Source organism: Gluconobacter sp. OJB, assembly GCF_039638275.1.
In the GTDB taxonomy this organism is placed as follows: Bacteria; Pseudomonadota; Alphaproteobacteria; order Acetobacterales; family Acetobacteraceae; genus Gluconobacter; species Gluconobacter cerevisiae.
Genome location: NZ_JBDIWH010000002.1, coordinates 45,193 through 67,064 on the forward strand (window position 1 = coordinate 45,193; position 21,872 = coordinate 67,064).

Below are 21,872 nucleotides of genomic sequence, written 5' to 3' on the forward strand. Positions count from 1 at the left end.
TGCAGTTCCTTCGAGCGTCCCGGCATTTCCGGACGGTCACCATGACAGTCGTTGCCCTCACGGTCACTATGGGAACCGCCTCTGCCGGAACCACGGCAGACAGCGTGAGCTGGAGCAATCTGAGCGCGGGCGATGACTGGTCCGCCCGTGTGCTCGACAGTCTCTTCCCGATGTCAGGGGGCACAGAGACAGCCACGGGCACAATGCTGCAGTATATATCGGCCTATGCGATGCTGATTGCGGCGTTCTGGATCAGCTATGCCTCCATCCTGCAGGTTCATAAGACAGCGGAAAGCGGAAAGATTTTCTCTGCAAGCTTCTCCGGCTGGGTGCCGCTGCGCGTTGTTGTGGCCCTCGGGCTGATGGTGCCGATCCCTGCAAATGGTGGCTTCTCGGTGGGGCAGGCGCTCGTCGTGCAGGGTGCGAAGACGGCGATCGGGATGGCCCGCAATCTGACGGATGTTGTGGCCAAGTCCATCGGCCCGGACGCTTTGCCGCTTGCAGAACCGATCATTCCTGGGACCAGGCAGGTTGTCATGGCGGTGATGGAAAGCGAACTCTGCCGCGCCCTGGTCAACAAAGCCTCGAACAATTCTGACCTTATGCCTGAACCAAAGGTTTCAAACCCAGGCAATGGTTCGCCAGTGACGGTCGATTACAGCCTTGCCGTAGGCGAGGCGACGGCTGCGGCAACCTGCGGCAGCATCTCGGTGACGATCCCGCAGCAGGTTGAGCAGCAGATGCTCGGGTCAAATCTTGATCTGACAGATGTTGGCACCAAACAGGTCAAAGCGCTTCAGGATCTGATCAGCGCGGTGCGCACGCCCATGTCGTCTCTCGCGGATACGATCTGGCAGACGCGGGATGTGACGGCCCTTCGCTCCATGGATGCGGTTCTGACTGCACAGAATACGGCCTATTCCTCCGCGCTGAGTGAAGCGGCCACGGCAATGATCAGCAAGATCCGTGCGCAGTATTCCTCAGATGGTAACGGCTCAAGTGATGCCGGCTATGTGGCTATGAAAAACCTCGGCTGGAGCGGGCTGGGGGCTTACTACCTTGAGATCTCGCGCCTCAATGCAGAGGTGCTGTCCATGTCCTCCATCGTCCCCTCGGTGACTCTGCCAAGCTGGCAGGGATTGGGGTCATTCCTCTCCAGGGACCTTGCGGGTCCGATCACCGCGATCGAGCAGTATCAGGCTGCGGAAGAGCAGAAGCTGGCCACGTCGGACAGCGCCAGTGCGCCCAATGGGGCGACGAGGCTCTTTAACAACGCAGCTTTACCCAGTTCCGGGCAATCCGCTCTAGACCGTGTTCTACAGGCACTCGGCATTACGAACGGGGTCATGACGCTGATCGTCAATCATCTCCTGTCGCCAACATCCGGGAGTGACTGGACCGATCCTCTGGGGGCAATGATCGGGCTTGGCCATCTTCTGATTCACACCGCGCTCGCGATTATTGGGGGTGCTGCGGTGCTCAGTAGCAAGACGGGGGCGGGGCTCGCGACAGCGGCCAATCTTGCCACCGGGGATGTCCCGGCTGCCATTGCATCCGCGGGCAGCTTCGCACTGAGCGGTCTGATCAAAGCTCTGCTTACACCTGTCTTTGCGGCTGCCTTTTTCCTGCTTGCGCCCGGCATTACGCTTGCTTACGTCCTCCCGATGACCCCGTTTGCTTACTGGATGGCAGGTGTGGCGGGATGGTACATCGTCGTGGTCGAAGCCGTGGTGGGCGTTCCGCTGTGGATGCTGGCCCATCTGGTCTTTCAGGGAGAGGGCCTTCATGGCCGCGGAAACCGTGGCTATGAAGTGCTGTTCACAATTCTCTTTCGCCCGGTAATGATGATTGCGGGTCTCGTGCTCAGTTACACGATCTTCGCCTCGATCTCCTGGCTGGTCATGAAGGCATTCTCGATTGCCACCGGGTTCGTCTTTGAGCGTGGCTGGCTTCTGGACAATTTTATTGGCCTGATCGTCCTGCTCTGCATGTTCGTCACGATGGAGATGAGCATCGCCGTCATGTGTTTCAGGCTGATTTCGACCCTGCCACACCACATCCCTGCGATGGCGGGCATGACGAGTATCGGTCGTGTGGACAGTGATGACTTTAATGACAAATCAACCGGCCGGGGGATCGCCGCCCCTACAGATAAGGTGGCAAATATTGCCCAACAGACCGTGTCGGATGTGAGTGCAATCGGAAATACCCAGAATACCGTCGACAAGGGCGCTACAGAGCCAGTAGACTCTACCACCAGAGCTCTCATGCAGATCTCTGGCCGCGCCGAGGATTAAGGAAAACGGATAATGGCAGACATTCTGGAGTTTGGTCAGCTCTGCCGCATTACGCAGGCTACCGAAAGAATGGCACAGGCTGCCGGCAAGTCGGTTCCCCTGGCAGCCTATAATCAGGTCGTAGATCTTCATAACGACCTTGTCAGGCGGTATGATGCACTAGCCGAAGAACTCAGGGTAGCTAATCGTGGCCTTGATGAAATGGAACGGAACCGTAACGAGTGGCGGACTTGGGGACGCGAAACTCGCGACTTGTGGCGAGGTCGCGCCGAGAAGGCCGAAGCGCGTGTTGCCGTACTCGAAGCCAAACTAAAAGCAAAGGGTAACGGCTCTTGAGCGTTGTCACTCTGAAGCAGAGTCTCGCTGGCCTGGCTTTATTGTGCAGCCTGTCAGCCTGCGCTCACGGCAACATCCGTTCGCTCTCGTCTTACAATGTGCCATCACCACCCAAGGTGAAGCAGCCGCTTTACGATCCTTATGCGCCCTATGGCTCTGCGCCCGTGACCTGGCGTCCGGCGCTGGCCACCCGCGCCGGCACCATTGTCAAACCTAATGACCCGGTCGATCAGGGTGATCGCCCTGATTATGAAAAGGCCGCCTGGTCGATTGACCGCAAAGCCGCCCAGGCCGGAACGTTCTGAGACGTCCCGGAGACTGGCCTCACCGAGGCCAGAGCAGCCGCCCGTCCGAAAGATACTCCGAGAGTTTTCCGGCGCGTCCCGTCCGGGCCTGCCAGTTTGAGAAACCCTGAATAACAAACTGGCTTCCCAGAACAATCGCACAGGCGAGCGCTTCCACGCAGGACGCGCTGAAAGCGGCACCACCGCTCCACATGAGGATCATCACCCACCAGAGGCTCGCCAGCAGACAGAGCGTGCCATACAGTCGCCCCAGGGTCCGGGTTCGCTTACGGATTGCAGCCATTTGCGGGGACAGGGCAGGCTGGTCCTCGAACGTCGTCTGGTCCACGGGCTGGATCACGGGAACGTCCTGAAGGATCCGAAGACCCTGCTGCGCCGTGCGCAGACCCGGCCTCAGCGCACAGATAAACGGAAGGACGAGCCATAACGCGGCTCGTCCGGCCCGCTGCTTCACTGTCGGACGAAGGCTCATGCGTGAAGGCTCGCGAGAAACGCATCAAGATCGTCTGGCAGTCCTGCCTCGACATGTGGAATGCCATTTCGATCCTTCCACACGAAGGTTGGCGTTCCTCTCAGACCGATCGCATGAGCGGCAGAGAGATTCAGCATCAGGCTGGCGCCCGCCGTGTCTGAGGTCGCGTGCCCTGGAACAGCGTGACCAAGATCATCGATCTGGTTCCACAGTGTAGCCATGTCATGCGGTTTTGCAGAGAGCATCTGTTGCGCAGCCGGCGTACTGGCCCCCTTGTTCTCATGATCGTTGATCGAGACCGGGACGATCGCAAGCTGTAGCCGGCCGGAAGCAACAGCAGGCTTCAGGGCCGCGTAGGCACGGGTTGAGAACGGACACAGCGGATCGATAAACATATAGACGCGGGGTGCCGTGTCCTGTCCTTCAAGCCCGAAGGCAACCGCTTTCACGCGCTCAACAGGATCCACTGCAGGAGGTGCAGTCGTTCCTGATGCTGCGCCCGGCCTTGAGCCCGGACCGGAGCCCGAGGGATTCCATTGCACGGTTGGGATTGCACCCGGGATCGATGAGACCTGGTCGCGCGTGATGTTATGACCGGTCGCATCCCACATGACCCCTCCGATTTCGGCCAGATGATCGGGTGTGAGGTAAAAGACACGGAACTGCGTGCCGCTCCGTGCGAAGACCGCCTCAAGACCGTGCTCGGATTTCAGCCGATAGAGTTGCGCCCCCTGGCTCGCAAGGCGGGTCAAAGCGGGTGAGGCTGCAATGTCGGCGGCGGCCATCGTTGGCCCCATCTCCGGCATAACAGGTACTGGCCTTGAAGGGGGCGGGCCACCAGCAGCACGGATTGGCTCCGCGGCGGGGCAGGTCGAGGCTCCGAGAGCAACAGCGGGGAGCCCGAGCATCAGCATCGGGATGAAAGAGCGCATGGGTTTGATCCTCCTGCGGACATCATGCCAGGCGCCCATGTGAGTGCGATCCGGGCGCGTCAATCAGGGTCGTGTTCGCACTCACATTCGGATCGGTCAGACTATGGGGAGGTACTTTCTAAAGGATTCTGCACCATGCGCTTTCGCTTCTGGCTCGCCGTCTGTGTCTCGCTGGCGGCCCCTCTGGTGTCCCAGGCCTCAGCGCAGCATCTGACGCCGGAGCAGCTGGACAGGCTGTCGCAGGAGCGTCAGTCGGAACTCGGTTCTCGCAACTGGGGTCCGCCCCCGACAGTCACGCAGGCCCCGCAGACGCTGCACGCCACGCCGGTTCCCGTGACCTGTCGCAGTCCCGCCCACGACTTCGAGCCGCTTTTTGCCGAGCCGCGTCGTGGTGCGGTCCATGTTGGAACAGCCGCTCCGCAGATCGCCGTGACGGACACGGTCTTTCAGGGCTGGCGGCAGGTTCTGCGCTCGGGAACGACCTTTGCCTGGATTCCGGAGGCCGATGTCGTGGCCTATCGTCCGCTCGTGGACGGCGCGTCCCGAAACTGCGTTGTCACGGGTGAGAATGCGGCCGGCATGGTCCTGTTCGATTATCCGGCCAAGTAAGTGAACGCCGCACGCCCCTTACTTCTCCTGGCAGTCGCAACCGCGGGCACCGTCAGTCTGGCTCGCGGGGCGGTTCCTGAGCAGATCGTCCCAGTCAATCCGGAACCTGGATCGCCCGTCTTCACACGGCCATCGTCCTCTACGACGACTGGCGGACCCACCGCCACATCCTCGTATCAGGGCGCATGGGGTACGGCGGAAGCCTCTGCAACACTGATGGCCCAGACCTATGGGGCGGACGCGGTGGCTGCGGCGCAGGCGGCCGGGATCAATCCGGACACGCTGGCGGCGTTCGGGCAGATCGAGAGCCATTTCCAGAATGTCGGGAATACGTCCTCGAGCGCACAGGGGGTGTGGCAGGTCACAGACGGCACCTGGAACCAGTATGCCTCCAGACTTGGGCTGAGTACGGCAGACCGGTCCGATCCTGTCGCCCAGGCGAAAGTCGCGAGCGCCATCATCAGCGACTATGCCTCTACGGTGAGTCGGGCAACGGGGGCGCCTGCGACAGGGACACAGGTGTATGGGGCCTACATGTTCGGCACCAAAGCAGGATCGGCCATTGCGACGGCTTCGAATCCCAACGCGCCTCTCAGCCAGTTCGTGTCGGCCAAGGCTCTGGCAGCCAACAACATGAGCAGCTGGACGGTGGGGCAGTACCAGCAGACGGTGGCCAGCCGGATGGGCAGCGGGGCTTCGGAGGCCGTCACAAGTTGAAAATAGCGCGCCAAAATGGACACACTAAACGCCCGTTTTTACTCAATTTTTTCGCTGTCAGCGCGCTTTCGAGGTTGTTCCAGCGCCCGAACGGAGGCACGATGCCCGGATGTCTGGAGACGTCCCTGTGGGCGGCGCCAGCGAGTCGATCCAGAGGACCCCCGATGACGTAGCGCCCACAAACCAAAAACCCCGCCTCCTCCGATCGCCAAATCGGAAGAGCCAGGGCTCCGGCAAAACACTCGTTAGATGTCGAATTCGTTAACTTCATCTAGCGTCAGCTCTTTTCGAAACGCAAGCACTAAATTGCGAACGGGAGCGTTTTGTCTGGTGTCCGGCCGTGAGGTGGTCCCTTCACCCCCAGACCGGACCGATCAATGGAGCATTCTGCACAGACGCAGAGGGCGCAGGCCCCGTGCACACGACGTGGCCGACGCCGGATCAGTGAGGCCATGCTGGCCGCACGCGACGAACTGACCACCCCCGTCCCGGCCGAGCCCGGCAAGCGGGATATGCTGAACATGCTGAAATCCCTCCGCGGTGTCCTGCCTGTCAGCCGGGGAGCAGCCTCGACGCTGATTATCATGGTAGAGAAGACCGCTCCGGACGCCTGGACGGCGCTTGAGACACCCTTCATCTATGCGCACAACACCACGCTCATGTCCTGGACAGGACTGTCGCGCAGCACGCTGCAGCGGCACATCCGGGAGCTGGCGGAAGCGCGGCTTCTGGTGCCGCAGGACGGACGCAACGGACAGCGTGGCCGACGATGGCAGGCGGAGGAGGGCCAGACACAGGTTGGCTTCAATCTAGCGTCCCTGCGCTATCGCTGGCCGGATCTGCTGGCCCTGAGCGCGGAACAGCGGCGACTGCGCCAGCGCGTCTCCTTTTTGCGTGACAACATTGCCAGCCTGAACGACACGGTCCGCGCACAGGCAGAAACTCTCGGACTGGAGCCCATCCTTGAGCAAGCAGTGGGGATCATGCGCAGCCGTCTGAGGACGGTCCAGCTCGGCACTCTGGAGGGGCTGTACCGGGAGATGCTGGCCCTTTCTGCGGCTCTGGCCGGGCAGTGCGCCGAGCCTGAATCCGGGCCGGATAACGCGCCTGTGGAAAACGCTGTTTTTTCAACGTCGTATCCAGCAGAAATGAGGCCCATGGGTCCTCAAAACGGGGCCCACTATACAGATACTAAAAACATTCAAACTTCTAAAAAAGTAGACCACGTAGCCGCCGATGGCGGCATTCGCATTGAACCCATGCGGTGTGAAGGGCCGAGTTCCGGAACCAACCGTTCGAGCGTGTATGACCGGACAGCGTTGCGCGGTTTCAAGGGCACGGCGACGTTCTATCTCGAAATCTGCAGCAGTCTGCGGGATCCTTGTTCCACCGGTCGACCGAGTGCCGAGCAGCTGATCGAGGCCGCCGAGTATCTGTCAGGGCAGGTGGGTGTAACCTGTCATGCCTGGTCGCAGGCTTGCGTCGTCCTCGGCCGGTTGCAGGCGGCCGTCGCCGTCATCGTCATGGCGTCCCGGCTGGAGCGGGGCGCTGTCATCCGGTTCCGGGATGCCTATTTCCGCGCCCTGATCGAACGCGGGGCACGAAACACCCTGTTCCTTGATCGCAGCCTGTATGCACTGCGGGATCATCGCACCCGGGAAGTGGGAATGCTGGCCGAGGCCGGTGTCTCAATGGCCGCAGTAAGCGTGCAGGGACCGAAAATGCGAGCGAGCTGGATCTGACAGGATGATGTTTGAAAAGCCCACTCTTCTGCGCGTTCTGGATCGTCTCGGCACACTGACCACTCTGGTTCTGCCGCTGTTTCTGGTGCATGGGCGCGGTCTCGCCGAGGGCTGTCTGGATGGGCTCGCGGTCGGATTTCTGCTTCGGAGCGCCCTGACCCGCGAGTGGCGCTGGTGTCGTCAGGGTTTCGTCTGGCCGGCCCTTGTCTGGTGGGCATGGCTGGTCCTGTGTTCCCTGCCACGTCAGGTGCCAGTTCCAGCAGAGGCGACTGCCAGTTTCACCCAGGCGCTGTTGGCCATCCGCTTTCCGGTCGCGGCGTTCGCTCTGGCGTTCTGGACGTTGCAGGATTCCTGGACCCGGACATGGTGTCGCCGTCTGGTTGTCGCCTGCGTGCTGTATCTGGGAGCGCAAATGCTGCTTCAGGCGGTCACGGGCCATAACCTGTTTGGCAATCCGCGATTTGGGGATGGGACACTCACCGGGCCTTACGACAAGCCGCGCGTGTCTGCGCCTTTCGCACTGCTAGGTCTTCCGGCTGCCCTGTTTGTGGGGGCGCTGTTGGGACAGCGGGCGACACGCTCCTGGCAAAAAGCGCTTCTGACGGGTGCAGCTCTTCTGCCGGTTCTCGGTTTGCTGGTGCTGGCTGGCCAGCGGATGTCCCTGGCAACATTTCTTCTCGGAACAGGGGTCTGTGCCATGGTGCTCCCGACCCTGCGGCGCCCTGCACTCGCGCTTCTGGTTGCCAGTCCGGTTCTCATTGGACTTCTGGCGTTCGTGTCCCCGGACGCTTTCGGTCATCTGGTGACAAAGACACACACCCAGCTTACCCACTTCGCCAGCTCTCCGTATGGGCAGATTTACAACCGCGCGGCCGTGATGATCGAAGCGCATCCGGTCATGGGGTTAGGGGACGATGCGTTCCGGCACTACTGCCGTTCTGAGGTGTTTCTGAAGCCGGGTCCGAGCCATCTCCAACCGGATGGAGGCGGGGTGGCTGTGTGTGTTCAGCACACCCATAATCATGTGCTCGAAGCCGCCACTAACAGTGGATTTCCGGGAGCCGTCCTGTTCGTCGCGATGATCGGAAGCTGGTGGCGTGTTCTGGGACGAACTGCCAGGAGGCAGGTCGTTCTTGCCGCACCGGAGATTGCCTGGCGTGTCGGTCTCTTCGGGGCCGCTGTTCTGCATGAGTGGCCTCTGTCGTCACAGAGCGCTTTTCTGAACATGCCGCTTGGCGGGATTGCCTTTCTGCTTCTGGGGGCAGGGCTGGCAGAAGCCGTCAGGGATCTGAAGGCGGATCGCCCTGACGTCGAAGAGACTGCTCGCGACGCTTTAACTCTTTCTCAACGGCCTCCCGGATAAACTCCGCCATGCCTCCTTGTCCGACAAGACGGACGATCCGCTCTCGCGCGGAGGAATTCAGGCGCACGGATGTGAGTTTGATATCGAGTGGTGGTCTTCCCATGAACCCTCGCTACACGGCAGGGGGGCACAGTGTCAATTTGATAATAACCGAAATCGCTTATTGACGTATAAGAGCAATCGGTTATTACTTTTCCTAACGCAACATACTGTGTCCCCGTTTGTCAGGCGGGGACCGTGATCGACAGGTCCGTCATGACACTGAAAGCCATTTCAAAAACACTTTTCTCCAGCTCTGCCCTTCTGCTTCTGGCGGCCTGCAGCAGCGGGATGCCCGCGCCTGAGCCCGTGCTGCTCAGTCAGTTCAATCAGAACACGGACCGGTTTGGCGTTGTCAGCACGGTCGGTAAGGCTGAGGGTACGATCCAGAAAAACGGTCGGTCCTGCGATATCTACAAGATTTACACGACCGGCCTGACGGCTGGCGGCCGCGCTGCCATGAAGGCGGGTGAAGTTGTCACCAGTGTTGCAACCCTTGGGTTGGCGCAGGTCATCTGGGCACCGGTGAAGGCTGGCACCCGTCCGCAGTTGCATACGGTTCTGTTCTGCTTTGGCAGTAACGACAAGCTGGTCGACATCTATGACAAGGATCCGACAGATTCCACCGGCCCCGATCACCTGATCATTAACCGCACGGCGTACAGCACGCCTGTTGTCGCAGCACCGGCTGTACCGTCTCTTCAGGCGGAGGTGACAGCAGCACAGCCCGACCAGCCTGTGAGCATCACGCCGGTTGCTGTTGCGCCTGCGCCTGTTGAGGCTGCAGCACCCGCTCCGGGTGCCCCAACCACGACGGCCGATGGCGCACCAATCATCTATGAAAAGGCCGTTGCACCGAAGGCTGCGGAAGCCGCTGGCGCGATCAGCCTGGATAACATGGCACAGGAGGCGACGACCGGGTTGCAGCAGGTTCAGACGGGCAGGGCCACGGTTCGGGCGGATGCAACGGCGGATGATTTGAACTCGATCAGTTCGCAGAAGGCTGTTGCCGCCAATAAGGCAGCTCTTTCGAGGGGGGGGCGATAATGTTGGAATATATTGCGGTAATAGCGTCGGCTGCGTTGTTTTTGGGTAGCATGCTACTATCGAATTACATCGTCGATAAACTAATAATTAGATACGGTCATATCGTAACATGTAAATGGTATTATGCTGTCATAGGTCAGGTTCTTCTAGTGGTATCTATGTCTGCTTTAATTGACTTGCTGGTGATAGGAGTCATGTATTATGTTAACATTGATTCGATTGCCGCCAGATATTTACACTGAATATTGCATAATACTCGCGGAACTGAGCGACATCTGTGGATTTATGGACAGTCGCTCCGCGACCGCTCGCGTCCTGCTGGACAGCCCTGCAGGCTGACCACAGGGCGCGGCTCTGCCCACAATTCCACAGACTAAACATCAACAAGATTTTTTGTTATTCGTAAAATAAAGGTGGCCGAATTGACGTGCTTCCTCAACGGAAGTCCCGTGCCTTCAGCAGCTCCGCCCCCTGAAGCAATGGCGTGCGGTCTTCCAGACTGAGTACAACGACATGGATCACATCGCCTTCCTTCTGAAGTCGGCCTTTACAGGCCAGAAGACGGGACGCGAGAAGAGGACAGCGGAATTTCTCCTGCACGCCCTTCCAGACAATCAGATTGGCCGTACCGGTTTCGTCCTCGATCGTGACAAACATGGTGCCGTTGGCTGTCCCTGGCCTTTGCCGCATCAACACCAATCCGGTGAGCTGGATCCGGCGTCCATCCCGCAGATAAGGAAGATCCCCGCAACGAACGATCCCCTCTTTTCGCAGGCCCGCTCGGAGAAACGCGACGGGATGCCCGTTCAGACTAAGTCCTGTCGCCCGGTAATCCTCATGCACCGACGCCCGCTCTGACATCTGCGGCAGGACAATCTCCGGCTCGATCACCTCCGGCAGCGGAAAGTTCCGACCCCGATCCGCCGCTTCAAACAGCGGCAGCGCCGTGTCCGCGAGCCCCTTGATTGACCAGAGCGCAGCACGGCGCATCTGTCCGAATACCCGGAAGGCGTCTGCTTCTGCCAGACATTCCAGGGCCGAGACCGGCACATCGGCACGGCGCCACACATCGTCAATACTCTCATAATCCGGCATCCGAGACGCGATCAGGGCGGCACCATGGGCGTTCGCCAGCCCGCGCACCATCCTGAACCCAAGCCGGACCGCCGCGTACCGTCCATTCCGGCCCCGCTCCAGGGTGCAATCCCATCGGGAGGCATTGATACAGATCGGCCGGACCTCGACGCCATGGCGTTGCGCGTCCTGAACAATCTGGGACGGCGCATAAAATCCCATGGGCTGACTGTTCAGCAGGGCGACACAGAACACATCCGGATAATGGCATTTCATCCAGGCCGAGGCGTAAGCAATCAGGGCGAACGAGGCGGCATGGCTTTCGGGGAAGCCGTAGCTGCCAAACCCTTCGAGCTGGCTGAACGTCTGTTCGGCAAAGCCCTGCTCATACCCGTTGGCCAGCATTCCGTTCACCAGCTTGTCGCGGAACGGCGAGACCCCACCTGTCATTTTGAACGTCGCCATCGCACGGCGGAGCTGGTCCGCCTCGCCTGGCGTAAAGCCCGCACAATGGATGGCCACCTGCATTGCCTGCTCCTGGAACAGCGGCACGCCCAGTGTTTTCCCCAGAATGCCGCGCAGGGTCTCGGACGGATAGGTGACAGGCTCCAGTTTCTCTCTTCGGCGGAGATAGGGATGGACCATATCGCCCTGGATTGGTCCCGGCCGAACAATCGCGACCTGAATCACCAGATCATAGAAAGTCCGGGGCTTCATGCGCGGGAGCATCGACATCTGGGCCCGGCTTTCGATCTGGAATGTCCCGAGCGTGTCCGCTTTCTGGATCATGCGATAGGTCTGTGGATCCTCGGCCGGGATCGAAGCGAGATCCATACGGGTCTGATACACGGTGTGCAGCAATTCGAACCCGCGACGCAGACAGCCGAGCATTCCCAGACCCAAGACATCGACCTTCATAAAACGCAAAATGTCGATATCGTCTTTGTCCCAAACGATGATCTGCCGTCCGTCCATGGCGGTCGGCATCAGGGGAACAAGCTGGTCCAGGCGATCCTCGGTCAGCACAAATCCGCCCGGATGCGTCCCAAGCTGACGCGGGAAGCCGAGAAGCTGGCGGGCAAGATGAAATGTCAGGCTGAGGCGTCTCTCCTTCAGGTTCAGGCCAAGATCGGCCGCACGCGCCTTGCACAGATCGGGATCGGCTAACGACGAGGCGATATGTTTTGAAAGCTGGCCGGTCAGATCTTCCGGGAGCCCCAGAACCTTGCCGACTTCCCGCAACGCGCCTTTGGGCTGATAGCGCTGCACGGTCGCGCACAGGGCCGCGCGGTGGCGGCCGTAATGCCGGTAGATCCACTGGATGACCTCTTCACGGCGGTCGCTCTCGAAATCCACGTCAATATCCGGGGGCTCCTGCCGTTCGGCCGAGATGAACCGCTCGAACAGCAGGCCCGAGCGGACCGGATCAATACTCGTGATGCCCAGAACATAGCAGACGGCCGAGTTTGCGGCAGATCCCCGCCCCTGACAGACAATCCCAAGCGAGCGGGCATGACGGACAATGGTGTTCACGGTCAGAAAATACGGCGCGTAGGCCAGAGAGCCGATCAGCTTCAGCTCGTGGGCAATCTGCGTCTCGACCTCAGGCGGTGCCCCGGCCGGGTAGCGACGCGGTAGCGCGGCCTGGACCAGACGTGTCAGGGTGTCCTGCGCGGTTTCGCCTGTGCGCTCGGTTTCGGCCGGATACTGGTACGTCAGGTCATCGAGATTAAAAGCACAGGCCTCGGCAATTCGCCGCGTGTTGGCCAGAGCGTCCGGGAAGGCAGTGAACAGGCGCGCCTGTTCTTCAGGCGCTTTCAGATGGCGATCAGCGTGAACGTGACGGCGGTGGCCGAGATCATCGACGGTACAGCCTTCCCGGATTGCTGTGACCACGTCCTGAAGAACGTGCCGGCGCGCATCGTGGTAGAGCACATGTCCCGTCACAACGCAGGCTAGACCTTGCGATGTGCAGAAGGCGGCAATCGCATGAAGACGCGCCAGATCCCCGGGCTCCCGGAGCATTGTCAGCGCGATAAACCGGATCTCTTCTTCGCCTGCCCCTTGCCCGGGCAGCTCCAGCAGGCTCTGAACGTGCCCGGGAAGCGCTGCCAGGTCCTCGGGCGGCAAGAGGATCAGGAGGAGGTCCGGTGCCGCTGCGACGAGATCCTCCCATCCCAGAAGGAACACGTCCCGCTCGCCCCGATGATGACCAAGCGTCAGAAGCTGGCACAGACCCGCCCAGCCTGCGCGATTGCGGGGGTAGGCCAGGAGCGTGCTTCCATCGCGCAAAGCCAGACGGCATCCGGGCAGGAGACGGAGACCGGCCTCCCGCGCTGCCAGATGGGCGCGGATGACCCCGGCAACAGTGTTCCAGTCGGCCAAACCGATCGTGTCATAGCCCAGAGCTTTCGCCTGGAACATCAGTTCATCCGGCTGGCTGCCTGAGCGCAGGAACGAAAACGAAGACGTCACCTGCAATTCGACGTAAGGCGCGCTCATGGCTCAGCGCCTGTGTGGATGCGGGTGCCGCCTGCTGTCAGGCGCGTTGCTGGCCGGCGCGCGCATCACGACAAATCCGGAGCGTTCCAGATAGGCGACCAGACGCTCGGCCACGAGACGGGCCATCAGTTCGGCGGCGTCATGCGTCCGCCTGCGTCCGTCATAGCACAGCGCGTGCATCAGGACTTCGGCCACGTCCGAGGTGCTGGCCGGGATCAGATCATCACGGGGCTCCATCAGAATACCCCCTGAAGAAACCACGCGCCCGACCCGGACCAGTCGTGGGTTCCGTCGCCTTTGCGAAACAGCCACAGGCGCAGGCCGGTCGTGGTCTCGACCTGCCAGTAGTCACGGATCGCGCCATAGCTTTCGGCCGTCTGCCACCACTCACCCAGCAGACGTTCGGGGCCATCGGCTGCCGCAATGCGATGCGTCTGCCGCTTCAGGACGAACTGGCGGGGCGCACCGTCCGGGAGCAGGGCAGTGACCTGCACCCGGACGGGCAGATCGAACAGAATGTTCGGCCGCGCCCAGAGCATCTGGCTCGCGAGAGGCTGTTTTGCCATGTCGTCCGGGGAAACGCGAGACTGTCCGTCTTCCGGCCAGGCGGAAAACCGGGGCGAGAGCTGATAGACGGAGGTGATCCCGGGGCGGTTGATCAGCCGGTCGATGAGGCTCGCAGGCAGTGTGTCCGCCTGACAGTCCTCTGGGTCTGAGAGCACCGGGCGAGCCGGGCCGGCCTCCATGGGCTCGCTGGCGCTGATCGTCAAAGTAACAGCCTCAATACCAAAGCCGGGCTCAATCCGGGAAATCTGATCCTTGAGGAGACGGAGGATGCGGGGCATATCCGAGGTCGGATCGGACGTGCCGACACGGATGGCCTGGACCGTGTTATCCACACGGACACAGAGAAAATCGATCTGCCGTGCGCCTTCGCCGCGACGTGACAGCAGGACGCAGGCTTCCGGCACGAGAGCGTCGATGACGGTCGCAATCGCCTCGGCTGTGCCGATAGGCTCGACAAGCGAGCGCGACAGGGAGATCCGGTCTCGCACCTGAACCACGCTCAGCGGTCTTGCCTGAAAGCCAACGGCTTCATCCAGACAGGTGAGAAGCTCCGCGCCGAACCGCTTGGCCAGAGGCGCGCGGGGAAGGGCTGCAAGCGCACCAATGGTTGTCAGTCCCAGACGATTGAGACGGGATGCTGTCTCCGGGGCAATTGGCAGGGCCGAACAGGGCAGCCGGTCCAGAGCCTGTTTCTGCTGACCAGGCGGGATGACGCAGGCGCCGTCGAGGCGCGAGCGTGCCAGAGCGCGCGAGGCCGCCGCGCTGTCGCTCAGGGCCAGAGAACAGGCATGACCTTTCTCGGAAAGGCGCGTCCGGACAAGAGACAGCATGGCCTCTTCACCACCATAAAGATGGGCACAGCCAGTTGTGTCACTGTACAGGCCATCCGGCGCATCCAGAGCGGGCAGGGGCGACAGCCACAGCAGCCAGCAACAGAGCTCGTGAAGAGCCGCATCATCGGCGTCAGTGTCCTGCTCGACGCACAGGAGGTCCGGCACAAGGCTCCGTGCCTGGGCCAGCGATTGGCCTGGTCTCAGGCCCGCTGCCAGCGCCACCGGATTGACGGCCGTGAGCGTCTGGCGGTTGTGCTCAGGCGCGTGCACGACAAGCGGGCGATCGGGGGGGTAATGATCCTGCTGGCAGAGCTGAAGGCGCTCGGTGCGCCAGAAAGGAAGCCACAGGGCGAGGAAGCGGCGCATGGTCAGGACAGTCGAGAAGCCAGTGGGCAGGACGTCCTCCACGCACCCGCAACAGCGAGACGGAAAGACGGCGGGGGCCGGGAAGCGGCAGAACCAGTCCCGGCAAACAGAGAGGGGCTGAAGGATGAGAAGTAACCTGCCAGCGTGTGGCGCAGGCACAGGGGTCCTTTCCGGATGAGCGGGAGACGCTGACAGAGCGCAGGAAGAAGCCAGTATTCCCGCTGCTTTCGGCAGCCAGATTCAGGCGACGCACTTCTGTCAGGGAGGGGATATGCGGACCAGCTATCACGACAAGGGCTCGCTCGGGACCGCGCAGGATATCCTCGGCCACAGCCAGAACACTGGCGTCATCGCTCTCAACGCAGATCAGGTGTCGGAGCGAGATCCCGGTCTGGTGCAGTCCCCAGGCATGGAGCTGAGGGGGGACCGCCCCCAGCCAGAAAACAGGCTGGCCACTGCGCGCGAGCAGAGGCAGAAGCAGGGCGAGGCTGGAACCAATTTCAAGCGGATCGGGCACCAGAATGTCATGCAGGCTAGCGGTTTTGAGGCCACCGCCTAGATGGTCATCGACCGGCTGCAGGCCTGTTGGCAGCACCCGGAAAATAGAGTGAGGCAGGCTTCGACGCTCCAGGCATCGGACCTGCTCGCGCAGACGCGCCAGCGCGTTCGAAGTCATGACTGTTCTCCTTAACGAGAACAGAAAGAGAACAAACGAACGCGGGACGCAAGTTAATTTTTAAGAGGGATCGCTATGTAAGACAGCGTCATCTCTCCGCCCAATAGGTTCAAAAGGGCCGCTTATCAGCCCATTTTGAGCGTTGTCAGAGATTCCTTTGCGGTCGTCACTTCGCTGATAAGGGCGACCTCGTTTGATTCTGTCTGCTCCGCCAGCAGGTGCGGAAGATTGTGCACAGCGTCGGCAGCAGCCTCAATGGCCGAGAGTACATGACGATGATCAGGGGAAAGCGCTTCGCTGGATCCGAGCACGCTCTGAGCTTTGGCACGGATGTTCAGAAGAGCGCGGGACAGAAGGTGAGAGGCTTCGGAACGTGCGGTGTTTGTCGGTGTGGTCATGGTCATCTCCGTTAGGGCATCTCAGTCGCTGAGTTGCTACAGACAGACTGTACCGATGACCTGTGTGAGTGCGGCATGAGGCTATCGCATCATCACAAGAACTGGATTGCGGTCGCAGCATGGCATGACGAAACTGGCTTTTCGCCCCCTAAGAGTGGGTTCGGGTCGCACTCACATTGGACGCAGATATCCTCATTGGAGGCAGCCACAAGGACTGTTCGCAACATCCGTAGGAGGGGTCTCCAACATGTTCGACAGCACGTGTGCCGCCGCGGACTCACCGACGAGCGGTAGGTCCGATGTAAAGCGAGCAAACCGCTCATACTGTATCAGAGGAGACGCAGATGTCGTCAATGAGCCATATTTCTGACAGTGAAGTAAACGAGATCGCCAAGAAAATCGTGAAGGCCGGAGAAGCAAGCTATCCGCCTGGAGCCTTTGAAAAGGCGTTTGGAAGCACAGCGCTGCAACTTGCTGGTGAAGGCTATCAGATGCGTCTGGCGCCCGCCGTACAGGCTCTCGGCTTCGAGATTGCTCTTAAGCCCTTTCCGTCGGGTGAAGGCTGCCGAGTGCAAAAGACCAACTCGAAGTAACAGCCTTCGTTCAGCGACAGGGCATAGGAATAATTAGCCAGACAGGCTGTTCCTGGCCGTGGATTTGTGGACAGCCGCCTGCAGGCGGTCACTCACGCCCCCGGGACAGCTCTTGCGAGCTGACCCAGGGGCGCTGCTCTGCCCACAACTCCACCGCACCAACAACAAAAGACACTCTATTTCTTCTGAAAAGGAAACAGAGGCACAGCGGTCGGTGTTTCTTCTTTGATAGTCTGTCCTGCATGGGACATTCGGCTTCAAAACAGAAGAGCAGTCATGTGTAACCTCTATGCCCAGACATCCTCACAGGATGAAATCCGCGCTCTTGCGGAGGTTCTCAATGACCATACGGGCAATCTTCCCCTCATGCCGGATGTCTATCCGGATTACGCGGCGCCGATTGTGCGCAACGGGCAGAACGGCCGGGAACTGGTTCTGGCCCGATGGGGCATGCCGTCGCCGGCCTTTGCCCTGAAAGGCCATAAGGTCGACCGGGGGGTAACGAACATCCGCAATACGGCGTCTCCGCACTGGCGACGCTGGCTGGGCGTTCCGCATCGCTGCGTGGTGCCGTTTACGGCCTTCTCGGAACAGGCGCGTCAGGGGGACGGATCGTTTCGTTCAGTGTGGTTTGCCGCCGATGAGGCGAAGCCTCTCCGCTTTTTTGCCGGGATCTGGACGTCCTGGACCTCGGTGCGCAAACTCAAGGAAGGCGAGGTCACGGCCGATCTTTTCGGCTTCCTGACAACAGAAGCAAACGCAGTGGTCGCGCCCTACCATCCCAAAGCCATGCCCGTCATTCTGGAAGACCGGGAAGAGATCGAGACCTGGCTGACGGCCCCCACACCGGACGCCCTGAAACTGCAGAGACCGCTGAAAGAGTCATCCCTTCAGGTTCTCTGAACAGATGAGCGATCTAGCTGGCCGTCTTTCCCTTGAGGCGGGCGATTAGCCGGGAACTTCGCATCATGGCTTCATCTGCCTGATCCATGGCTGCAGCCAGATCCTCATAATCGAATTGAACCGGATCCAGCCGGGTTAGCGGCGGGAGCTGCGTCATCTCGTCCGCCAGGACAGAGTGCGCCGTGAACGGATCATTCTTGCGCGGTCGCCCGCGCTTTCGGCCGGGAGTGGGTCGCTTGGGCGGTGTCACAACGTCGCTGAGGGATTCCATTCCAGCAAGACCGAACAGGCGATGAGCCGCCCGGTGCGTGACTTCCACAACAATGCCCCGGTCCTGGAACACGCTGAGAAGCTGCAGCGCGCTTTTCATCGACATGCCGAGACGATCCGCCAGCATGGACGCGGACACGAGCGGCTGGATCGCCAGCACGTTGATCGCCTGGGGTGCGCGCGAATGCCGACGTTGCGCGCCGCATCTTTCAAGCGCCTGCCTTCTGGCTCGCTCCAACTGACGTAGGAGGTCGTGCGCCTCGCGGACTTCGGCCAGAAGAGCATCAAGCCACCAGCACAGCCAGGACTCGATCTCCCAAGGGGTTCCTGGCGTGAGTGACTCAATGCCTGTCAGGATCAAAGGCGTCCCGAGAATATCATGGGAGTGCCAGTAGCGGCCTAACGCTGCACAGAAGGAAGCACGGGGACGACCGGACTCCAACCAGCGATGAAAAGCGATCCCTGCATCGAGGAGAGGTCCCCAGCCTGACGACTGCTCGCTCAGAAACGCTTCAGCTTCGGCAATGGCGCTCGCCTGCATCTCATCTGGGCGAGCATACCAACGCCAGATCGTAAAGGCATGAGAGGCAGCATCCACGGTCGTGCCGCGCTCAAAGCTGTCCTGCCCGATTACTCTCGGAACGAGACCGTGGAGTTCAGCGACGAGATACCAGGGATCAATTACCCAGCCATCGACAGCGCCGTGGCGCCGGATGGCGGCCAAGCGTTGTCTGAAGATAACAGCGGGCGCCACTGATGCCCCTCTTAGCGCCTGATCCAGACGCCCCAGCTCAAGACTGAACTGGGTCAGTCTTTCGGCGAACGGGGGAGCAGGCACGTACTCTACGAGGCGTCGTTCTTAGAAACGTCCGCGACATTGGCGTTCCATAAGGGCTCCAGATACTCGACAAGCTCTTTGGGCAGGGGAATGGAATGAGTGGTCTTAATCATCCGGTCGCCTATCGGCTCGATCTGATCCATAGAAAATGGAGGAGCATCCTCTAAGTCTCCGACGAAAACCGGCTCGACCAGCGTCCACTTCAGCCCGCAAGGAGACGTAAGTATTTTCTTAGTGTCTGAGTGCTGAAGAAGATCCACGGGCACTGACCTGGAGAGACTGGCCTTCAGGGCAGCAAACGTCCGGAACCCGTGCCGTTTGGAGAGTTGTTCGAGCGCCTGCGTGTAAGACAATATGCCAGACCGGCTTTCCTGTCGGGCCTGCTTTTTGAGCGCTTCAAGAGAAATCGTCATCTGAAATCCTCGACCGGAAGACTGAGTCACAGGGCCTGATTTGCGTCACACTCCGAACGGGACGTTATGACAGTCTGTTTGAGAGACTTTTCCGTTGTTTCACAGGCCGGAAGGCGCACTATATCTCTCGCCTAGCCAAGAGAATACGCGCAGCGCGACAAAGCGGCAATAACCAAAACTAAGCGCGCAACCAGTCGTTACATCTTTAACCAGTAAGCGATCCTTATAAGTGACACATAGTCGACAGAGAAAGAAATGAACGTGACGCAAGAGACCCCTCCCAATACCGGAGTAAATAGCTCCGGTCCCGAGGATAGTAGGATGATGAAAACCGCTGCGTGCCAGTTCTCTTTAGCAGCTAAGGTTCTGGCAGAAAGCCCGCACTATTCTGTGGAGACTGGCTCCCTACTTTTGCCACTCTGTACTGCCCTATCGCATGCCATTGAATGTCATCTTAAGGCCTTCCTCTGTGTGCGTGGCCTATCTCTAAAGGCTTTAGAACGTGGCCCATATGGACATGACCTCAGGGCGCTGGTTTCTGAGGCATACAAGGTCGGAATGCTAGAATTTAAGCAGCTCGACGAACTTGTTAAGATTGTCGCGGATGGTGCATCTCGGGCTACGAAATTCGCGTTTCGCTATCCGAAATCAACCGACACATACACAACATTAAAGAAACATGAGATCATTGAAGCCATCAATAACCTCGAGGCAGGCTTTCAGGAAGCTGAGGCCATAACGCCTTTAGTGAGTTTAGCCGTGTCCTCCACAGAAAATTTAGAAGACCCGAAATCAACCCATCATCAGAAAGGTCGAACAGCCGTGCTCCGCATATTTGAAAAAGAAATTCCGCTTGGAGACAAAACGAACGATGAAATCGAACAAGAGTATAATGATGCCCAGTGGGCCGGAGTTGAATTCAACTTTGAAGAACGCGACAGCTACGTGCTCGTTCAGGTCAGCGCAGAAGATACAGAGAGCGAATTTAAGCACAGGCTGATTTCAACCGGCTTCATCGAGAAGTCGTCGTAACTCTGCGAACGAAGAAGCAGCACGCGTTATACCTTGGATCAATCTGCCTGCCATCACGTCATCTAGATGCTTGCCGACACCCAAAGAGTTTGTTCCGGGGCGGAATGCGTGATGCCGAAGAACCTCAATTCATATAAAAGGTAATTCTCCGCCTTTTCTAAAAATTACCCCTTCTTCACCCCCCTATGTCCGTTAATTCTTATTATCGGACATAGGGGGTTGGGCACAAAAAAACCCGCAAAGCTGTCGCATAAGGACCGTCATGCGCGCTGGACACTGAAGTTGGAGGGATCGAAGAACCGTTAATTGATACGCTTGGCTGATGATTTCAGGCTTTTGGCGATTTGATTGACTACTTTTGGGTTCGTTTTCGGTCTGCGTTTTGAGCAGATCGGGGACTGCTCCCCGCTGGATTGCTATGCATTCGCGCTGATCCGCTCCAGGAGGAGGAAGCGGCGCATATTGTAGACGATATTGGCCAGGCCGATCCGCATGGTGGCCCGGGTGATACCGACAGTTCGGACGAACAGACCCATTTGCGATTTCTGATCGGCAAAGACGTGCTCAACACGGGATCGGATCACGGACTTTCCGGCATTCGATTTCTGGATATGCCGAGGCATAGGTTTGAGATGCGGCTTCTTCCTGTGAACCTTTGAGACAAAACCCTGCTTTTCCATGAAGTCTTCATTGGCTTTGGAGCGATAGGCGGTATCCGCCCAGACGCCTGAGGCCGTATTGGTTTTATCCAGCAGCCCTTCTCTCAATCGCGCGCCATCATTGGCGGCGGCATCCGTCGTCTTCCATTTCCGGATGAACCGAAACTTCCGGTCGATGGAAATGTGGGATTTGTATCCAAAGAACGGGATGGCGAGATCACTCGACGGCATGGTTCCATCATCCTGCCGCTTCGCTTTCGTGAACTTCAGCGTCCAGCGCGCATGGCGATCCTTGTGGGACAATTTGGATGGCTTGTCCTGCCAGTCTTCAGGAATACGTCCTGCCCGGAGATCCGCTTTCTCAGCGTTGGTATTGCGCTGCTTCGGAGCCGCTACGAGCGTGGCATCCAGGATCTGGCCTGACATCGGCAGATAACCGGCGTTTCGCAGAGTTGCATCAAACCGGTCAAACAGTCTTTCAATGGCTCTCGCCTGTGTCAGGCGTTCACGGAACAGCCAGACTGTTTTGGCATCAGGCACCCGATCTGAAAGTCCCAGACCAAGAAAGCGCATAAAGGAGAGGCGGTCGTTGATCAGATATTCCGTCCGTTCATCAGACAAATTGTTCAGCGTCTGGATCACCAGTATTTTGAACATCAGCACCGGATCAAATGGCGGTCGTCCGCCTTTACTGCCATCGGCGTAAGACAGAGCCTTGGCCAGATCAGGGCGAAACGCCTCAAAATCCACAGTCTGGGAAAACGCTTCGAGTTGGTCACCTAACCCGCTCAATCGAGCAAAGCGCTCTGCAACATCAAAGAAACCCGGCTGCTTCATCATCCATTCCGTCAATCAATGCAGGAGTGATGGAATCACACAGAGAGTCTCA

The 21,872-nt window shown here is 59.5% G+C and carries 21 protein-coding genes; 11 read left to right on the forward strand and 10 right to left on the reverse strand.

Annotated elements, in window-relative coordinates; translation table 11 throughout:
- The first annotated feature begins 41 nt into the window (after positions 1-41).
- From ABDK74_RS13420 to ABDK74_RS13430, 3 genes are read left to right on the forward strand one after another with little or no spacing between them, the layout of a single operon-like run.
- Entirely contained in the window at positions 42-2,297 is a 2,256-nt protein-coding gene (locus ABDK74_RS13420) for a DotA/TraY family protein (RefSeq protein ID WP_346004272.1), read from the forward strand.
- 12 nt (positions 2,298-2,309) lie between these two features.
- The gene (locus ABDK74_RS13425; RefSeq protein WP_346004273.1) at positions 2,310-2,633 is read left to right on the forward strand and encodes a hypothetical protein; all 324 of its coding nucleotides are present in this window, start codon (positions 2,310-2,312) and stop codon (positions 2,631-2,633) included.
- On the forward strand, positions 2,630-2,938 hold the full coding sequence (locus tag ABDK74_RS13430) for a hypothetical protein (RefSeq protein ID WP_346004274.1): 309 nt from the start codon (positions 2,630-2,632) through the stop codon (positions 2,936-2,938). The genes ABDK74_RS13425 and ABDK74_RS13430 overlap by 4 nt, the downstream gene beginning before the upstream one ends.
- Positions 2,939-2,957: 19 nt before the next feature.
- Here the strand turns inward: ABDK74_RS13430 and ABDK74_RS13435 are convergent, their stop codons facing one another.
- Both ABDK74_RS13435 and ABDK74_RS13440 read right to left on the reverse strand, forming a co-directional pair.
- Positions 2,958-3,410 carry a hypothetical protein gene (locus ABDK74_RS13435; RefSeq protein WP_346004275.1) on the reverse strand — a complete coding sequence of 151 codons (453 nt, stop codon included), beginning with the start codon at positions 3,408-3,410 and terminating at the stop codon, positions 2,958-2,960.
- Positions 3,407-4,342: a DsbC family protein gene (locus tag ABDK74_RS13440; RefSeq protein ID WP_346004276.1), complete on the reverse strand. Its 936-nt coding sequence runs from the start codon at positions 4,340-4,342 to the stop codon at positions 3,407-3,409. The genes ABDK74_RS13435 and ABDK74_RS13440 overlap by 4 nt, the downstream gene beginning before the upstream one ends.
- A gap of 135 nt (positions 4,343-4,477) precedes the next feature.
- Here ABDK74_RS13440 and ABDK74_RS13445 point away from each other — a divergent pair, with 135 nt between their 5' ends.
- From ABDK74_RS13445 to ABDK74_RS13465, 5 genes are all read left to right on the forward strand, one after another.
- Positions 4,478-4,951 (forward strand): hypothetical protein, encoded by a 474-nt coding sequence (locus tag ABDK74_RS13445; protein ID WP_346004277.1) that lies wholly within the window; start codon positions 4,478-4,480, stop codon positions 4,949-4,951.
- Positions 4,952-5,668 (forward strand): transglycosylase SLT domain-containing protein, encoded by a 717-nt coding sequence (locus ABDK74_RS13450; protein WP_346004278.1) that lies wholly within the window; start codon positions 4,952-4,954, stop codon positions 5,666-5,668.
- A 377-nt stretch (positions 5,669-6,045) separates the two neighbouring features.
- Positions 6,046-7,410: a replication initiation protein RepC gene (gene repC / locus ABDK74_RS13455; protein ID WP_346004279.1), complete on the forward strand. Its 1,365-nt coding sequence runs from the start codon at positions 6,046-6,048 to the stop codon at positions 7,408-7,410.
- A gap of 4 nt (positions 7,411-7,414) precedes the next feature.
- Positions 7,415-8,773 carry an O-antigen ligase family protein gene (locus tag ABDK74_RS13460; RefSeq protein WP_346004280.1) on the forward strand — a complete coding sequence of 453 codons (1,359 nt, stop codon included), beginning with the start codon at positions 7,415-7,417 and terminating at the stop codon, positions 8,771-8,773.
- 237 nt (positions 8,774-9,010) lie between these two features.
- Positions 9,011-9,859 (forward strand): hypothetical protein, encoded by an 849-nt coding sequence (locus ABDK74_RS13465; protein WP_346004281.1) that lies wholly within the window; start codon positions 9,011-9,013, stop codon positions 9,857-9,859.
- A gap of 435 nt (positions 9,860-10,294) precedes the next feature.
- On the opposite strand, the gene ABDK74_RS13470 is transcribed toward ABDK74_RS13465, so the two are convergent.
- The 5 genes from ABDK74_RS13470 to ABDK74_RS13490 all read right to left on the reverse strand — a co-directional run bounded on the left by ABDK74_RS13470 (position 10,295) and on the right by ABDK74_RS13490 (position 16,275).
- Complete coding sequence (locus tag ABDK74_RS13470; protein WP_346004282.1) at positions 10,295-13,435, reverse strand: error-prone DNA polymerase; 3,141 nt, start codon at positions 13,433-13,435, stop codon at positions 10,295-10,297.
- Between the two features lie 3 nt (positions 13,436-13,438).
- On the reverse strand, positions 13,439-13,672 hold the full coding sequence (locus ABDK74_RS13475) for a hypothetical protein (protein ID WP_346004283.1): 234 nt from the start codon (positions 13,670-13,672) through the stop codon (positions 13,439-13,441).
- Entirely contained in the window at positions 13,672-15,201 is a 1,530-nt protein-coding gene (locus ABDK74_RS13480; protein WP_346004284.1) for a DNA polymerase Y family protein, read from the reverse strand. The genes ABDK74_RS13475 and ABDK74_RS13480 overlap by 1 nt, the downstream gene beginning before the upstream one ends.
- On the reverse strand, positions 15,092-15,877 hold the full coding sequence (locus ABDK74_RS13485) for an ImuA family protein (protein ID WP_010505267.1): 786 nt from the start codon (positions 15,875-15,877) through the stop codon (positions 15,092-15,094). The genes ABDK74_RS13480 and ABDK74_RS13485 overlap by 110 nt, the downstream gene beginning before the upstream one ends.
- A gap of 125 nt (positions 15,878-16,002) precedes the next feature.
- Positions 16,003-16,275: a hypothetical protein gene (locus ABDK74_RS13490; RefSeq protein WP_346004285.1), complete on the reverse strand. Its 273-nt coding sequence runs from the start codon at positions 16,273-16,275 to the stop codon at positions 16,003-16,005.
- 353 nt (positions 16,276-16,628) lie between these two features.
- Between ABDK74_RS13490 and ABDK74_RS13495 the strand changes: the two genes are divergently transcribed.
- Together ABDK74_RS13495 and ABDK74_RS13500 are read left to right on the forward strand one after the other, a co-directional pair.
- Positions 16,629-16,868 carry a hypothetical protein gene (locus tag ABDK74_RS13495; RefSeq protein ID WP_346004286.1) on the forward strand — a complete coding sequence of 80 codons (240 nt, stop codon included), beginning with the start codon at positions 16,629-16,631 and terminating at the stop codon, positions 16,866-16,868.
- 276 nt (positions 16,869-17,144) lie between these two features.
- Positions 17,145-17,771 carry an SOS response-associated peptidase gene (locus ABDK74_RS13500; protein ID WP_346004287.1) on the forward strand — a complete coding sequence of 209 codons (627 nt, stop codon included), beginning with the start codon at positions 17,145-17,147 and terminating at the stop codon, positions 17,769-17,771.
- A 13-nt stretch (positions 17,772-17,784) separates the two neighbouring features.
- Here the strand turns inward: ABDK74_RS13500 and ABDK74_RS13505 are convergent, their stop codons facing one another.
- Positions 17,785-18,879, reverse strand: coding sequence for a hypothetical protein (locus ABDK74_RS13505; RefSeq protein WP_211569332.1), 1,095 nt, complete (start codon positions 18,877-18,879; stop codon positions 17,785-17,787).
- 5 nt (positions 18,880-18,884) lie between these two features.
- Positions 18,885-19,292: a hypothetical protein gene (locus ABDK74_RS13510; protein ID WP_346004288.1), complete on the reverse strand. Its 408-nt coding sequence runs from the start codon at positions 19,290-19,292 to the stop codon at positions 18,885-18,887.
- Positions 19,293-19,613: 321 nt separating this feature from the next.
- Here ABDK74_RS13510 and ABDK74_RS13515 point away from each other — a divergent pair, with 321 nt between their 5' ends.
- Complete coding sequence (locus ABDK74_RS13515; protein WP_346004289.1) at positions 19,614-20,324, forward strand: hypothetical protein; 711 nt, start codon at positions 19,614-19,616, stop codon at positions 20,322-20,324.
- Positions 20,325-20,740: 416 nt separating this feature from the next.
- Here ABDK74_RS13515 and ABDK74_RS13520 read toward each other — a convergent pair whose 3' ends face one another.
- Positions 20,741-21,823, reverse strand: a complete 1,083-nt coding sequence (locus ABDK74_RS13520) for an IS5 family transposase (RefSeq protein WP_174694504.1) — start codon at positions 21,821-21,823, stop codon at positions 20,741-20,743.
- Positions 21,824-21,872: the final 49 nt, after the last annotated feature.

Excerpts from the sequence above, each read along its gene's own strand:
- ABDK74_RS13495 (WP_346004286.1), top strand. The coding sequence starts at position 16,629 with ATGAGCCATATTTCTGACAGTGAAGTAAACGAGATCGCCAAGAAAATC.
- ABDK74_RS13435 (WP_346004275.1), bottom strand. The coding sequence starts at position 3,410 with ATGAGCCTTCGTCCGACAGTGAAGCAGCGGGCCGGACGAGCCGCGTTA.
- ABDK74_RS13520 (WP_174694504.1), bottom strand. The coding sequence starts at position 21,823 with ATGATGAAGCAGCCGGGTTTCTTTGATGTTGCAGAGCGCTTTGCTCGA.
- ABDK74_RS13470 (WP_346004282.1), bottom strand. The coding sequence starts at position 13,435 with ATGAGCGCGCCTTACGTCGAATTGCAGGTGACGTCTTCGTTTTCGTTC.
- ABDK74_RS13425 (WP_346004273.1), top strand. The coding sequence starts at position 2,310 with ATGGCAGACATTCTGGAGTTTGGTCAGCTCTGCCGCATTACGCAGGCT.
- ABDK74_RS13440 (WP_346004276.1), bottom strand. The coding sequence starts at position 4,342 with ATGCGCTCTTTCATCCCGATGCTGATGCTCGGGCTCCCCGCTGTTGCT.
- ABDK74_RS13460 (WP_346004280.1), top strand. The coding sequence starts at position 7,415 with ATGATGTTTGAAAAGCCCACTCTTCTGCGCGTTCTGGATCGTCTCGGC.
- ABDK74_RS13515 (WP_346004289.1), top strand. The coding sequence starts at position 19,614 with ATGATGAAAACCGCTGCGTGCCAGTTCTCTTTAGCAGCTAAGGTTCTG.
- repC (WP_346004279.1), top strand. The coding sequence starts at position 6,046 with ATGGAGCATTCTGCACAGACGCAGAGGGCGCAGGCCCCGTGCACACGA.
- ABDK74_RS13485 (WP_010505267.1), bottom strand. The coding sequence starts at position 15,877 with ATGACTTCGAACGCGCTGGCGCGTCTGCGCGAGCAGGTCCGATGCCTG.
- ABDK74_RS13490 (WP_346004285.1), bottom strand. The coding sequence starts at position 16,275 with ATGACCACACCGACAAACACCGCACGTTCCGAAGCCTCTCACCTTCTG.
- ABDK74_RS13445 (WP_346004277.1), top strand. The coding sequence starts at position 4,478 with ATGCGCTTTCGCTTCTGGCTCGCCGTCTGTGTCTCGCTGGCGGCCCCT.
- ABDK74_RS13480 (WP_346004284.1), bottom strand. The coding sequence starts at position 15,201 with ATGCGCCGCTTCCTCGCCCTGTGGCTTCCTTTCTGGCGCACCGAGCGC.
- ABDK74_RS13510 (WP_346004288.1), bottom strand. The coding sequence starts at position 19,292 with ATGACGATTTCTCTTGAAGCGCTCAAAAAGCAGGCCCGACAGGAAAGC.
- ABDK74_RS13420 (WP_346004272.1), top strand. The coding sequence starts at position 42 with ATGACAGTCGTTGCCCTCACGGTCACTATGGGAACCGCCTCTGCCGGA.
- ABDK74_RS13500 (WP_346004287.1), top strand. The coding sequence starts at position 17,145 with ATGTGTAACCTCTATGCCCAGACATCCTCACAGGATGAAATCCGCGCT.
- ABDK74_RS13475 (WP_346004283.1), bottom strand. The coding sequence starts at position 13,672 with ATGGAGCCCCGTGATGATCTGATCCCGGCCAGCACCTCGGACGTGGCC.